The sequence below is a fragment of the Paludisphaera soli genome, from assembly GCF_011064595.1.
In the GTDB taxonomy this organism is placed as follows: Bacteria; Planctomycetota; Planctomycetia; order Isosphaerales; family Isosphaeraceae; genus Paludisphaera; species Paludisphaera soli.
Genome location: NZ_JAALJI010000016.1, coordinates 24243 through 38344, shown reverse-complemented (window position 1 = coordinate 38344; position 14102 = coordinate 24243). Strand labels below are relative to the sequence as shown.

The 14102-nt window shown below is 70.6% G+C and carries 3 protein-coding genes; 1 reads left to right on the top strand and 2 read right to left on the bottom strand.

The genetic code is table 11. The features are described 5' to 3' along the window. Window positions 1-127: 127 nt before the first annotated feature. The gene (locus G6O68_RS19325; protein ID WP_165250284.1) at window positions 128-997 is read right to left on the bottom strand and encodes a ParA family protein; all 870 of its coding nucleotides are present in this window, start codon (window positions 995-997) and stop codon (window positions 128-130) included. Window positions 998-2809: 1812 nt separating this feature from the next. Here G6O68_RS19325 and G6O68_RS19320 point away from each other — a divergent pair. Next, the gene (locus tag G6O68_RS19320; protein WP_165250283.1) at window positions 2810-12847 is read left to right on the top strand and encodes an Ig-like domain-containing protein; all 10038 of its coding nucleotides are present in this window, start codon (window positions 2810-2812) and stop codon (window positions 12845-12847) included. Here the strand turns inward: G6O68_RS19320 and G6O68_RS19315 are convergent. Next, window positions 12783-14102, bottom strand: coding sequence for a hypothetical protein (locus tag G6O68_RS19315; protein ID WP_165250282.1), 1320 nt, complete (start codon window positions 14100-14102; stop codon window positions 12783-12785). The two genes, G6O68_RS19320 and G6O68_RS19315, sit on opposite strands and share 65 nt — an antisense overlap.

Sequence of the window (14102 nt, the reverse complement as noted above, 5' to 3'; positions counted from 1 at the left end):
GTCCACCTCCCTTCCCCGTCGGGTCCGTCGATCGCCGGGGTCGCCTGGTATCGGTCGCGAGCCCGCGTCGGGGACGCGGGCAACTAGGGTCCAAACATCGGTACCGGCCGCGCGCGGCGGCCGGCGCTCAGGAGGCTTCCCGGTAGCGCGAGTCGGGCTCGCCGAGGTCTCCCGGCCCCTCGTCGTCGTCGCCCGCCGCGACCGGCGCCGGTTGGGCGGAGCGTCGGCCTTCGAGGAACGCGGAGGCCGCCGCGCGGTAGGCCGAGGCCGCCGCGCCCAGTCGGTCGTAGTGGATCAGGGGGACCCCCCGCGCGTAGGCCTCGCGGAACTTCACCGAGGCCGGCACGACCAGGTCGTGGACGATCGGCCCGAAGTAGTTGCGGACCTCGGCCTCGATCTGCTTCGAGACCAGCGTGCGGTCGACCCGCGTGATCAGCACGCCGCTGATCGCCAGCGGCCCGGCGTCGGTGAACTCCAGCCGGAACTCGCTCACCGTCCGCACCAGGTCCTCCAGCGCCCGGACGCCGGCGAGGGCCGCGACGCAGGGGTCGATGGGGATCAAAATTTCGGAGACGGCGTAGAGGATCGCCACGTTCAACGGGGTGAGCACCGGGCTGGTGTCGAAGATCACCACGTCGTATCCGGTCAGCCCCTTGAGCAGCCGGCGGATGCGGAACTCGCGCCCCTGCCCCAGCCCCTGGACGCCGCCCATCTGATCCGAGCAGTTGCCCAGCCGGTCGCCCGGGGGGACCACGTCGAGACCGGGGTACTCGGTGGCGACCGCGACGTCGGCCAGGCCCGATCCTTCGAGCATGGCGTCGGCCAGGCCGACCGGCGGCGCGCCTCGGGGGAAGTAACCGAGGGCCGCGTTCCCGGACGGGTCGGCGTCGACCAGCAGGACGCGGCGGTCGAACTCGACCAGCGCCGCGGCCAGGTTGATCGCGGTCGTGCTCTTGCCGACCCCCCCCTTGGCGTTGGTGACCGCCACGCTCCTCATCGATCCCCCCTCCCCCGCCGACCTGGACGGTCGAGCATCTCGTCTCAAACGTCTGCGGCGACGGGTCTTGAAGACGACGCCTTGATCGCTCGGTATCTCGTTCGCTGGGTGCCCATGTTCCTCGACGCCTTGAAGCCTCGATCCCTCGATGAATCGAAGCCTTGGCGACTCGATACACTGGTTAATCGGCCGCAAGGGACGTCGACTTCTTGTTTCCTCGGAAACTCGACCTCTTGTTCCCGACTTGGCGACTTGCCGAGGCGCCCTGCCCCCGTGGTTCCCAGTCGCCATGCCGTCTGGGCGACCTTGGCGGACAGGCTCCAAGCCGTCGAGTTCGCAAGGTTTTCTCGCGATCAAGGCCGCTTGGAACCAAGGCGCCTCGGTTGACATGATCCCTGGTCCGTCTCGGTCCATCGATGCGACGGTCCCATGGGACATCGACGACCTTGGTTCCCGGGCGTCTCGTCATCGAGTTGGCTTGAGGCCTGGTCCGCCATGCCGCCTGGGAAGCCAGCCGACTCGTCGAAACAGGTCCCCAGTTCCCTGGCGACCTCGATCGACTTGGTCTCCAGGTTTCTCGTTGTATCGGCGCCAAGGCGCCTGCGCGACCAAACCACTTTCTGGACCCTGGCGAGTTCAACGCATTGAGATCAAGTCGAGTTGGCGAACAGGTTCCTGCTTCTGCCTTGGCGGCGAGGTCGGCTTGAGACGTAGAGATCAAGCCGACCTAGGGCGACGTGGTTCCGAGGGGCCATGGTATCGAGTCGCCTGCGGCACCTTGAGAACAGGGCCGATTGCCAGCTTGGCGAATCGAACGCCTTGGCAACTTGGTCGCTTGGATCCTGGGCGGTCCGCGGTCGGGATTGATCGGGCTCCGGGCACCCGGAGACCCGTCTCGACGGGGCGGTCGAACGGAGGGGAGAGACAGGCCGTCGGCTCGGCTTGGAGCCAAGGTCTCAAGGCGCCAGGGCAGCGATTCGCCTTGGTTCCAATTCAGCGATTTATCCAGGCGTCAAAGATTCATCGCCAATGGGCGTCAAGCTGATGAGAGATCAAGGCGGCTTGGCGACTGGCCCGCCAGGCGACCAGTCGGCTTGATCATTTGGCGTCTTGAAGCCTTGGTCGCCAGGGCGGGTGGATCCCTTGGAGCCTTGGTCCCAAGGCGACTTGGCACGTGGACGACTGGGTGAGTCGGTGCGCGTCGTGACTTGCCGCCAGGCCCCATGGACCGACTGGCGACCTGGGGTCCGCGCTCGCTTGCGATCAAGGCGCTCCAGGCAAATCGGCGTCTTGTAGGCCTTGGCAGCTTGAAACCAAGTCGCACCCGCGACCAAGATCAGCGAGGGTTCATGCTTTCAAGCCGCCTGTGCGAGCTGGGACGCAGGCCGGTGCCGTCGCGTCGGGGGTCCGGCCGGCGACTCGGGAAGAGCCCGATCGGCGTCGAGGCCGGCGGTGCCGGGCGGGCCGCGAGGGAGGCGTCCGGGGCGGGGCAGGGGGGGGCCGGAAGAAAAATCGATGCGGCCCCTTGACACGGTCGTTACGCAGGTTGGATGATATCACGCATGTCTTGATCGAGGTCGAGGCGGGTGGGGTCAGGGGGGCTGGGCGGGATACGTGCGGCATGGGAAGTAAAAGGTGTTGGACGGGGATTTGACAGTTGTGAGTTGAGCCTGCATGTTTTCTCGATTCATCCCAGATTCGCTCCATGAGCCATTCCGCAAGAGCCGGTTGAGCCGGGCAATCCCAGTCATCGCCATAGCCGACGCCGCGCGAAGGGCGAATCCTCAACGTTGAGATTTTGGAGACTTGGTCATGCGCACGGGTGCTTCGGACGTCGCCTCTCGTGGTCTTCGCGGCCTTCGCCTGGGAGCCCGGCTCAAGAAGGCCCGTCAGGCGCATCTCCGCCGCGGGGTCCTCGAGTGGCTGGAGCCCCGGACGCTCATGGCCGTGTTGCCGGCCCCCCAGGTCGCCGGCGCAATCGCCGGGATCTCGACGACGGGGGGCAACGTGAGCAGCCCCCAGGTGGTGGTGGACCGGTACAACCCGTTCCACCTGGTCTCGGTTTGGACCCGGAACGACCCCGACCTCGCGCCCGGCAATCAGACGGTGGTGCAGGGGGCCTATTCCAACGACGGCGGGCAGAGCTGGACGAACTTCAGCGCCGCCGGCGCGCTGCGGACCGACGCCGGGGTCGCCCCTTCGGCGGCGAACCCCAACCCCACCTACACCCAGACCAGCAACCCGCAGGTGGCGTTCGACAACGCGGGCAACTTCTACGTCCTGACCCAGCAGAGCAACGGCGGGAACACCTCCGGGGCGCTGGTCCTGAAGAAGTTCGCGTTCCTCGACCCCACCCCGGGCCAGACGCCGATCACGCCGACCACCGTCTTCGACCGGGTGGTCCGGCAGTACGTCACGGACGCCGTCTTCAACCCGACCCTGACGGTCGACGACAACCAGTTCGAGTTCACCGACCCGCTGACCGGGGCCCTCCAGCGCGACCCGTTCGCGGGGAACGTCTGGATCGCCTGGAGCACCAACGAGGCCGCGCCGACGGGGGACTACTTCGTCCGCCCGGGCTCGACTTGGAATCCGAACTCGATCCAGGCGATCAGCTCGTCGGACGGCGGCCAGACCTTCAGCGGGGCTTTCCTGCTCAACGGCAACAACAACCTGGGATCCGCCTGGGGCCGGTACACGTCGTCGAACGGGACGTTCGCCAACGCGACGCCGAAGATCGCCGTCGGCCAGGGCCAGACGATCCGCGACGTGAACGGCAACATCGTCTCGACCACGCTCGGCGGGGCGGCCACGGTGGTCTGGGACAACTTCGGCCTGGCCAACTCCGAGGTCGACCTCATCCAGTCGAACCGGGTAAGCGGCGGCCTCACGCAGTCGGTCGTCGGGGCCGGGGGGAGCATCACCCAGGCGATCAACCCCGGGTCGGGGCCGTTCACGCCGCAGCAGACGAACTTCAACGTCAGCGTGAACATCAGCGACCCCCGGTTCACCACCCTGTCGAAACTGAACGTCGGCATGACGGTGCAGCAGCCCGACATGGAGTGGCTGTCGGCCGTCCTGATCGCGCCGTTCAACGACCCGGCGACCGGCCAGCCGATGCGGATCCTCCTCTTCTCGAACGCCGAAAACTCCGAAGGCCAGGTCCCGCAGGGGCAGATCCGGGGCGTCTCGGGGGCGAACCTGGGCATCGTGGGGGTGTCGAACGACTTCGGCGCCTACGGCATCATCGGGGCGACGTTCGACGACTCGGCCGCCCGCGGCATCAACGACCGCAGCGGCGCCGCCGCCGGCTACACGAGCACCTACCGGACCGAGGCCATCGACATCCCGGCCTCGGGCTTCCGAAGCCTGAACTACCTGCAGTCGCTGGGCCTGACCGCGGCGCAGCTCAACGGCACGTGGACCTTGCAGGTCACGGCGTATCGCCGCAACGGCGACACCGACCCGGCCCCGCAGCTCCGCGACTGGGGCCTGGACTTCACGTCGGACATGGTCGCCTCGGGCGTCAACAACGTGGCCGCGACGCGGGTCCGGGGCTCCCAGAGCGGGACCTACGGCCGGGCCTCGGCCGCGGCCGGGCCCCAGGGCATCGGCCCCGGCGTCGACGTCGCCCAGGACAACACGCTGGGCTCCTTCAGCCAGAACCAGGGGCGGATCTACGTCACCTACGTCGGCCACGTGAATTATGACACCGGCACCTACGTCAACCCGGCCGACAACACCGACATCTACCTGGCGACGTCGGACGACGGCGGCCTCACCTGGACCCCGCGCGGGATCGTCAACGACGACCGGGGCGCCACCGACGGCTTCAGCGGCGCCAACAATGGGACCGACCCGGGCCAGATCGCCGGCCGCGCCCAGTTCCTGCCGCAGGTCGCCGTCGACCAGACGACGGGCACGCTGGTGATGTCGTGGCGCGACGGCCGCGACGACTCGGCCCGCGCCCGGTCGTCGGTCTACGTCGGCGTGAGCATCGACGGCGGGCTCTCGTTCAGCGAGCAGTCCTACGCCAACCCGCCGCAGATCTCGACCGACGCCATCACCGGCCGCCAGGTGGCCCTGAGCCCGCTCGGGGACAACTTCAGCGCGGTGAACCCGGCGGCCTCGGCCTTCGGGTTCGGCTTCCAGATGGGACTGGCCGTGGGCTCGGGCCAGATGTACGTCGCCTGGGCGGGCAACCAGAACCAGTCGTACCTGGAGAACAACACCACCGTCCGGGGCTTCACGTTCCAGACCTACGTCCAGCGGATGACCATCGCCGCCGGGCCCCGGGTCGTCACCAGCACGATGGGCGTCGTCGGCCAGCCGGGCGACTCGGTCAACACCTCGCGGGCGGCCGACGGTGGGCCGATCGCCAACGCCTTCGAGGTCACGTTCGACCGCCCCATCGACCCCCAGTTCCTGATCCAGCAGGGCCTGGCCACCTTCACGACCGCCGACGTCCTGGTCTACTACAAGGGGACGGCCAACACCGACGCCTACGTGCCGCTGAAGATCCTGTCGGTCCAGCCGGTCCCCGGCAGCGCCGTCGGGCAGCTCGGCTACACCCGGTTCCGGATCGTCTTCGACCCCCGGTTCCGGCCGGACGACTCGTCCTCCGGGCTGACGAACAACTTCGTCGGCACCTACAGCTACATCCTCAGGCCGGAGATCACCGACCAGGTGCGCATCGTCACCGGCGGCGGCCCGCGCTGGGGCAACGAGGTCGACCAGAACGCCGACGGCGTCGCCGGCCAGGACCCCCTGACCTCGGTCTACGTCGGCCTGACGCCCGGCGACGCCTACGTCGCCCCGGCGCCCTCGCGGGCCGTGCCGACCGCGTTCGGCCCCAACCCGACCTCGCTCCTGGCCGCGCCGTTCAGCTCGAAGACGCTCCCGCTGATCGTCCCGGGCGCCCACGTCGCCGACACCTGGGCGACCGGCTCGACCGGGCCGGACAACCTCCTCTACAACGGCTCGACCAGCTCGCTGTACGTGCGGTTCGACCGCCGGATGAACGCGGCCAGCTTCACGCCGGCCGACGTCCTCCGGATCATGGGCCCGACCGGCTCGCTGCTGGGGCCGCAGTACTTCGGCTCGAACGCCGTCGGCCAGACGATCCCCCCGCCGTCGTCGGCGACGACGCCCGGGGTCCTGAACTCGAAGCTCACCGTGCCCAGCTACAACGGCACGTTCCTGGCCTCCAACGTGACGGTCACGCTCAACATCGGCATGCCGATCGACTCGGGCCTGACCGTCGACCTGATCGCCCCCGACGGCACGACCCTCCAGCTCTTCTCGGCGGTCGGCGGCTTCGGATCGGACTTCACCAACACGACGTTCAGCGACTCGGCGGCGACCTCGATCAACGCCGGGTCCGCGCCCTTCACCGGCACGTTCCGGCCCTCGGGGGCGGCGGGCCTGGCGGTCTTCAACGGCAAGTCGATCGACGGCGACTGGACGCTCCGCGTGGCGAACTCGCGGGCCGGCGTGGTCGGCGTGCTCAACAGCTGGTCGCTCAACGTGACGCCGACGATCGCCGTGCGGCCGATCGCCCCGGTCTCCGGATCGACCGACACGTTCGCGATCGACTTCCCGCTCCAGACCCTGAGCGGGACCTACACGGTCCAGCTGGCGTCGAGCGTCTTCGACACCCACGGCCTGCCGCTCGACAGCAACCTCAACGCCGGCGTCGAGGTCCTGCGGGGCGAGGGGGCGGCGGTCCCGACGACCACGGTCACTTACGGCAGCGGCTCCGTGAACCAGGGGCTGGTCAACAACCAGATCAGCTCGACGATCAACGTCCTGGAGGACTTCCCGATCCAGGGCGTGACCGCCTCCGGCCGGACCGGCCTGCGGCTCCGGCTGAGCCTGGCGACCCCCAACGTCGCGCCGCTGACGGCCAGCCTGGTCTACCACCCCGGCACGCCGGGCGCCCGCTCGGTGACCCTGTTCAGCTCCCTGGTCCAGGGCCCCAACACCGGCGGCTTCGTGGACGCGATCTTCGACGACGGGGCGAGCACGCCCATCGGCCAGAGCGCCCCGCCGTTCTTCGGCGGGCCGTACAACCCGCAGTCGCCGCTCCTGAACGCGGCCGGCTTCCTCGACCTCTCCTCCGGGGGGACCTGGCAGCTTTTGATCCAGAGCGCCGGCGGGACGACGGCGACGCTCAACAGCTGGGCCCTGCTGTTCGAGAAGCCGCTGCCGACCTCGGGCCTGGGCGAGCCGGTGGCCGACCAGGCGAGCACGAGCTTCCGGATCTTCCAGGTCTCGCCGTCGAACCCCCTCTCGCGGAACACCTGGACTTCGGTCGGGCCGGCCGCGGTCTTCAACGAGTCGTCGGGCCGCATCGGCGCCATGACTCAGGACCCGTCCGACCCGACCGGCAACACGTTCTTCGTCGGCGGGGCCAGCGGCGGCATCTGGAAGACCACCAACTTCCTCACCGCCGACCCCAACGGTCCGACCTACATCCCGCTGACCGACTTCGGCCCGACCAACGGCCTGAACATCGGCGGGATCGCCGTCTTCCCCCGCAACAACGACCCCAACCAGTCGATCGTCATCGCCTCGACCGGCGAGGGGGACACCGGCAGCCCCGGCGTCGGCTTCCTGATCTCGAAGGACGGCGGGGCCACCTGGCGGCTCTATGACAGCACGGTCAACGTCGACGCCTCCGGCAACCCGCTGCCGATCGCGTCGACGGCCCGGGACCGGGCGTTCGTCGGCTCCACCTCCTTCAGGGTGATCGTCGACCCCCGGGCCTCGCTCCAGGGCGAGACGGTGATCTACGCCGCGATCAGCGGGGCCCGCGGCGGCCTCTGGCGGAGCGACGACACCGGCGACACCTGGCAGCTCATGAAGGCCGGCCAGGCCACCGACGTCGTCCTCGACCCCGGCAGCGCCTCGGCCGGCGGGACCGACCCGAACCTCCAGATCATCTACGCGGCGTTCCGGGGCGAGGGGGTCTTCATCAGCCCCAACCGCGGCCAGGTCTGGAACCTGATGGCCGGCGGCGTGGGCAGGCCGCTGCTCGTCGACACCTTCGACGACATCAACGTGGCCGTCGCCAACGGCGCCACCAACCCGAACGGGTCCGGCGGCCGGATCGTCCTGGCGAAGCCCGCCCTGACCGCCAGCCCGGTCGCCAACCAGATCTACGCCGGCTGGCTCTACGCGGCGGTCTCCAACGCCGACGGCGGCTTCGGCGGCCTGTACATGACCAAGGACTACGGCCAGAACTGGGTGCTGGTCCGGATCCCGACCGAGCCCCCCGACCAGGGCTACCGCCCGGCGATCCCGAGCAACGCCGTCGCCCTGGCCGACTACGCGCTAACCGCCGGATCGGGCAACTACGCCATCACCCTGGCCGTCGATCCGACCAACCCGAACGTGGTCTACGTCGGCGGCTCGCGGCCGCCGGCGACCGGCACGGGCATGATCCGGGTGGACGCCACCAAGGTCTGGGACGCCTACAACCTGACCCTCTTCTCGGCGGTCGCGGCCGACGGCGGCATCGAGTACAACTCGACCGGCCCGGTCTCGGTCGGCGCGCTCTCGAACGGCTGGTTCACCCAGGGCGACTACCTGAACTACATCCGGAACCCCGGCAGCCCGTTCGACAGCGACGCCACGCTGTTCGTCTCGAACCTGAACCAGTTCACGAACAACGGCTTCGGGGCCGAGTGGATCCCCTTCGACGCCCCGATCACCTCCGGGACCACCCCGACCTATCACCGCCTGGTGACGATGGTCGACCCGACGACGGGCCTCCCCCGGCTCGTCTACGGGACCAACCGGGGCGTCTACTCGGTGCTCGACGACCAGGGCGTGCGGGTCGACGGGACCAACGTGGGGACCACCCCGGCGCCCGGCGGCAACCGCAACGGCAACCTGCAGATCACCCAGTTCTACTACGGGGCCGTGCAGCCGAACGCCGCGGGCATCGCCGCCAGCGTCGACCAGGCCCTGTTCTACGGCAGCAGCAACGTGGGCGCCCCGTCCTCCCGCTCGAACGTCCTCACCCAGGGCGACATCGAGTGGTTCCAGACCGGCGAAGGGGCGAACGCCGGCGGCGTCGCCGTCGACCCGACGGGCTACGGCACCCGCTACCAGGCCTTCCAGCCCGGCTCCATGCCGCTCAACCTGGGGACCACCTTCTTCCGCATCAACCACGTCGGCCAAACGTCCGGGCTGCTCCAGCAGAGCGGCGACTCGGACGTCCCCGACCCGCAGTGGGCCCCCGGCCCCGGGGCGACCTTCGCCGTCAACCCGCTGAGCGGCCAGCAGCTCATGATCAGTTCGGCGACCGGCCGGATCTTCACGACGTCCAACCAGGGCCGGAACTGGTTCCCCGTCGGCGAGCCGGCGGTCTTCGGCAGCCCCACGGGCTACAGCCGGGCCCTGGCCTACGGCTCTCCCGAGCCCGGCAGCACGGGGAGCCTCGGCAACTTCCTCTACGTCGGCACCACCGGCGGCCGGATCTTCTACTCCCGGACCGGCGGCGGCGGCGTGGGCAACTCCTGGCTCGAGGTCTCCAACGGCCTCGACGGGGCGGCGATCGAGCGGATCGTCCCCAGCCCGATCTACGGGAACCGCTCGGCCTACGCCCTGACCACGACCGGCGTCTTCTACATCGCCGACTCGACCGCGGCCGGGGCGACCTGGGTCAACGTCACCGGCGACCTGCGGAACCTGTCGTACACCATCTTCGGCGAGAGCTACAACCAGAACACCGACCCCAACGGCGTCAAGCTGTCGCAGTCGCTGTCGCTCTCGGCCCTGGCCGTCGACTGGCGGTACTCGATCCCCAACGCGTCGAACGACCCGGCCGGCGCGGGCCGGCACCCGGTCCTCTACGCCTCGGGCGACACCGGCGTCTTCCGGTCGATCGACAACGGCCTGAGCTGGAGCCCGTTCCCGAACCAGTCGCTCGACGGCTCGTACGCCCAGGCCGGGGGCATGCCCCGGGCCGAGGTGACCGACCTCGACCTCTCGCTCGGCATCATCAACCCCGCCACGGGCATGCCCAACCTGATGGGCCCGCTCGACCCGTACCTCCGCCCGCAGGATCCGATCCCGCCGGCCGACCCCGACCTGCTGCTGGCCTCCACCTGGGGCCGGGGCATGTTCGCCATCAAGATGGCCCCGCTGACCATGCCCGGCACCGTGGCGGTCAACCCGGCCGACCTGGGCGGCAACGCCCCCGACGGCACGCCCCTGGTCACGACCTCGCAGTTCCGGGTCCAGGGCCTGAGCATGACGTCCGGGTTCAACAACGCGACCCGGATCACGATCTTCGACGTCACCGACAACAAGATCATCGGCGGCTTCAACCCGGCCAACGTCCCGGGGACGAACGTCCCGGCCAACTGGACCGACAGCTTCGGCAACTTCTCGATCCGGGTCAACGCCGGGGCGATCCCGAGCAACGGTGTGAAGGTGCTGAGGATCTACGCCACCGACGACGCCGGGGCGGTCGGCAACGAGATCACCCTGACGATCACCCTCGACGCCGACGACCTGGGCAGCTCCACCGTGCCGGCCGACCCGTCGCTGGGCCTCTTCGCGGAGGACAACACGGGCCTGGTCCCCTCGCAGAACTGGACCAACAAGCCGAACCCGCGGTTCACGGGCCAGACCTCGCCCGGGGCGACCGTCGAGCTGTTCTATCAGAACGGCGGCGGGACGTTCGTGCCGTTCTCGCCGCGGGTCCTGGCCACGGCCGGGCCGACCGGCGCGTTCACCCTCACGATGCCGACGGTCGGGCAGGGGACCTTCGTCGTCCGGGCCTCGGCGTTCAACGACGCCGGCTCCTCGGTGAACCCCAGCCCGGCGGTCACGGTCCGGATCAAGACCCAGGGCCCCACCGCGCCGCCGACCCTGGTGCTCAACCCCCAGTACGACTCGGGGATCGTCGGCGACGAGATCACCAACGTCCGCAAGCCGTTCTTCACCGGGACGGTGGGGGCGGTCAACGCCGGCTCGGTGATCCGGGTCTACCGGTCGGTCGGCGGCCAGCCCGCGGGGGCGGTCCTCGGCCAGACCACGGCCGACGGCTCGGGGAACTTCTCGGTCCAGCTGCCGCTCTCCCTGAGCGACGGCCTGATCAGCCTGACGGCCACCGCCGTGGACCCGGCCGGCAACGTGGCGCCGGGGAGCAGCCCGGTCCTGCCCCTGACGATCGTGACCACGCCGATGGACTACAGCGGCAACGGGATCGACCTGGGGGCGTCGTCCAGCCGGTCGCAGTCGCAGAGCGTCCTCTACCTGCGGAACGGGGGCACCGGCTTCGGCCAGTGGTACACCCAGTACACGCCGCCGACCTACGTCCCCGCCTGGTTCCCCAACGGGGCCGCGCTGGGGGCCGCGGGCGACGTCCCGCTCGCCGGCGACTTCGACGGCGACGGCAAGAACGACCTGGCCACCTTCCGCACGGCCGACGCCTCGTGGGTCGTCTGGCGGTCGAGCCAGGGGGGCCTGAGGTTCCAGTTCGGCACGCCCGGGGCCAGCGTCCCGATCGTCGGCAACTTCGACGGCCCGGGCGTCACCCAGTACGGGGTGTACGAGCTGGCCGGCACGACCGGCGTCTGGAGCCTGACCTCGCCGTCGGGCCAGGTCCGATCGTTCGGCTTCGGGACCGTCGGCGACGTGCCGCTGGTGGGCGACTTCAAGGGCCTGGGCTACGACCAGGCGGCCCTCTACCGGCCGAGCACCGGCCAGTTCCTGGTCTACGACCGGGACCTGGGGACGTTCGACGTCGTCGCCACCCTGCCGGCGAACCAGATCCCGGTCCCGGGCATGTACGACAACCTGACGTTCTTCCAGAACGGCCAGCCCTACCGGATGATCCCGGCGGTCTTCGACGCCCAGCGCGGCGTCTTCACGATCGCCCGCACGGCCGGCTCGCCGTACCCAACGCAGGTCGTCTTCTTCGGCGGCGACGTCCCGGTGCCGGCCGACTACGCCGGCGTGGGCTGGGACCTGCCGGCGGTGTACCGCCCGTCCACCGGCCAGTTCCTGGTCAAGCAGGTCCAGACCCTGCCGAACGGGGCCGACGCGGTGATGACCAGCTACCCCGGCGCCGTGGGGGCCCCGGTCATCCCGGTGGCCGCCCCTCTGTCGTACCGGCTGATGACCTCCTCCAGCATCCTGGCGGGGGCCCGGCCGTCCCCGCAGGTCGTCGCCGGCCGGGGCTCGGCCTCGGCGGCGGCGACCGTCGCGTACGGCCCCTCGGCCGTCGTGACGACCCAGGACGCGACCCCGGCCGCCGCGCCGGCGCCGAAGGCTTCGCCGGCCCCGGCCGCCCCGCAGGCCCCGGCCGCGACGACGATCCTGCCGTCGCTCGCCGTCGCCGCCGCCAACGCCCCCGGGGCCGTGCAGCCCTGGTTCGACGGGTCCGCCGCGCCGGGGACCGTGGTCGACCTCTACCTGTCCGGGACGGGCGTCCTGGGGGCCAAGAAGGTCGGCACGGTCGCGGTCGACGCGACCGGCCGCTACGCCTTCCAGCTCCCCGCCGGCGCCCGCCGGGGGAGCTACACCCTGACCGCCCAGGCGGTCGACGGCGACTCGGCCACGCCGATCGCCGCCGCGACGTTCCAGGTCGCCCCCGCCGCCCGGCTGCGGACCCCGGTCCTCGGCCGATTCGCCCGGGCGAACGTCCCGCCGGCCCTCCGTAGGGCGACCCCCGCGACGGCCGCCGCCGAGGCGGCCCAGCAGGCGGGCGTCCGGGCGGTGGTCGTGGCCGCGGCCGCCCCGCTCGTCCCGCCGGTCACGGACGCCTTCAGCCAGGCGATCCAGTCGATCGACGACGGCAAGGCCTCGACCGTCCGTCGCAAGCGGGTCTGACGACCGCTTCGCCGGCCGCCCGCTGATCCTCCAGGCCCGAGGGGCGCATCCCGCGTCCCCTCGGGCCTGTTCCTTTGGCCCCCTCGTCGCCGGTCGGGGCCACGACCCGCAGCGCCGGGGCCGGGGCGGATTGGGTTCGTTCGCGCGCCGGGGTTTCGGCCGCAAGGTCCTCATTCATCGAGACTTGAACCGGATCCAGATTGGCTTCGTTCGGCGCGGTCTGCATGGGTTCGGCGGCCGGACCGGTCCGGGTCCTGGGCTCGGGGCGGGCGGACTCCTTGCGGAGCCGGCCCAGGGTCTCGACGGCCTTGATCAGCTCGCGGGTGCGGGCGGTCTGGAACCGTCGCAGCCGCTCGCAGGCGTCGCCGGCCGAGAACGAGGCCCGCTCGGCCAGCTCGCGCGCGTCGTCCCCCTCGATCGCGTCGAGGTCCGCCAGCAGCTCCTCCAGCCGGGCCGCCTCGCGATCGGCGATGGAACGGAGCAGGGCGACGGCCGCCCCGGCGTCGGCCGGGCGGGCGACGATCTCGCGCCAGATCCGCCAGGCGCTGAAGGCGGGGTCCTCGTACGGGGTGGACTCCTTCACCTTCTCCCAGAAGCGCACGCCCCAGCCGGACTCGACGGCCTCCCAGGCGAGGAAGATCCCGTTCAGCTCGGGGTCGTCGATCGCGTCGAACGGCTGCTTGCCCAGCAGCCGGACGAACTTGTACTGGTCGAGATAGGTCCACATCTGGTTCGAGTCGATCAGGAGCCGCAGCTCGGTCCAGCGGTCCAGCAGCCAGCGCGCGCCTTCGGTCGACTCCTCCAGGCCGGCGACGAACGCGGACGGGTCGTCCTGCCAGTCCGGTCCCGAGCCGGGGAGGAGCCGCTTGCCGGCCAGGGCCAGCAGCTTGCGGCCGAGGTCGCAGGCGCGGGCGGTGAGCCTGGCCTTCCTGCGGCCCATGGCCATGCGGACGCGGCGGGAGAGCAGGGCGGCCTCGTGCCGCTCGGCCCGGTCGAGGGCCCAGGAGATCCGCGCCGCGCGCGTGACCAGCTCGCGCTCGATGGCGTTGGCGGGCTGATGATCGTCGACCCACTCGCGGATCCGGGCCTCCAGTTCGGCCGGGTCCTCCTGGGGGAGGACGGCCGGGGCGTCCTGCGCGCGCACGCCGTGCTTGAGCGCGTTGAGCCGCGCCCGCGCGCGGCCGACCGCCGTGCGCGGGCCGGTCGATTTCAGGGCGTTGGCGCGGTTGGCCTGGATCTGGGCCTCGGTGGCCAT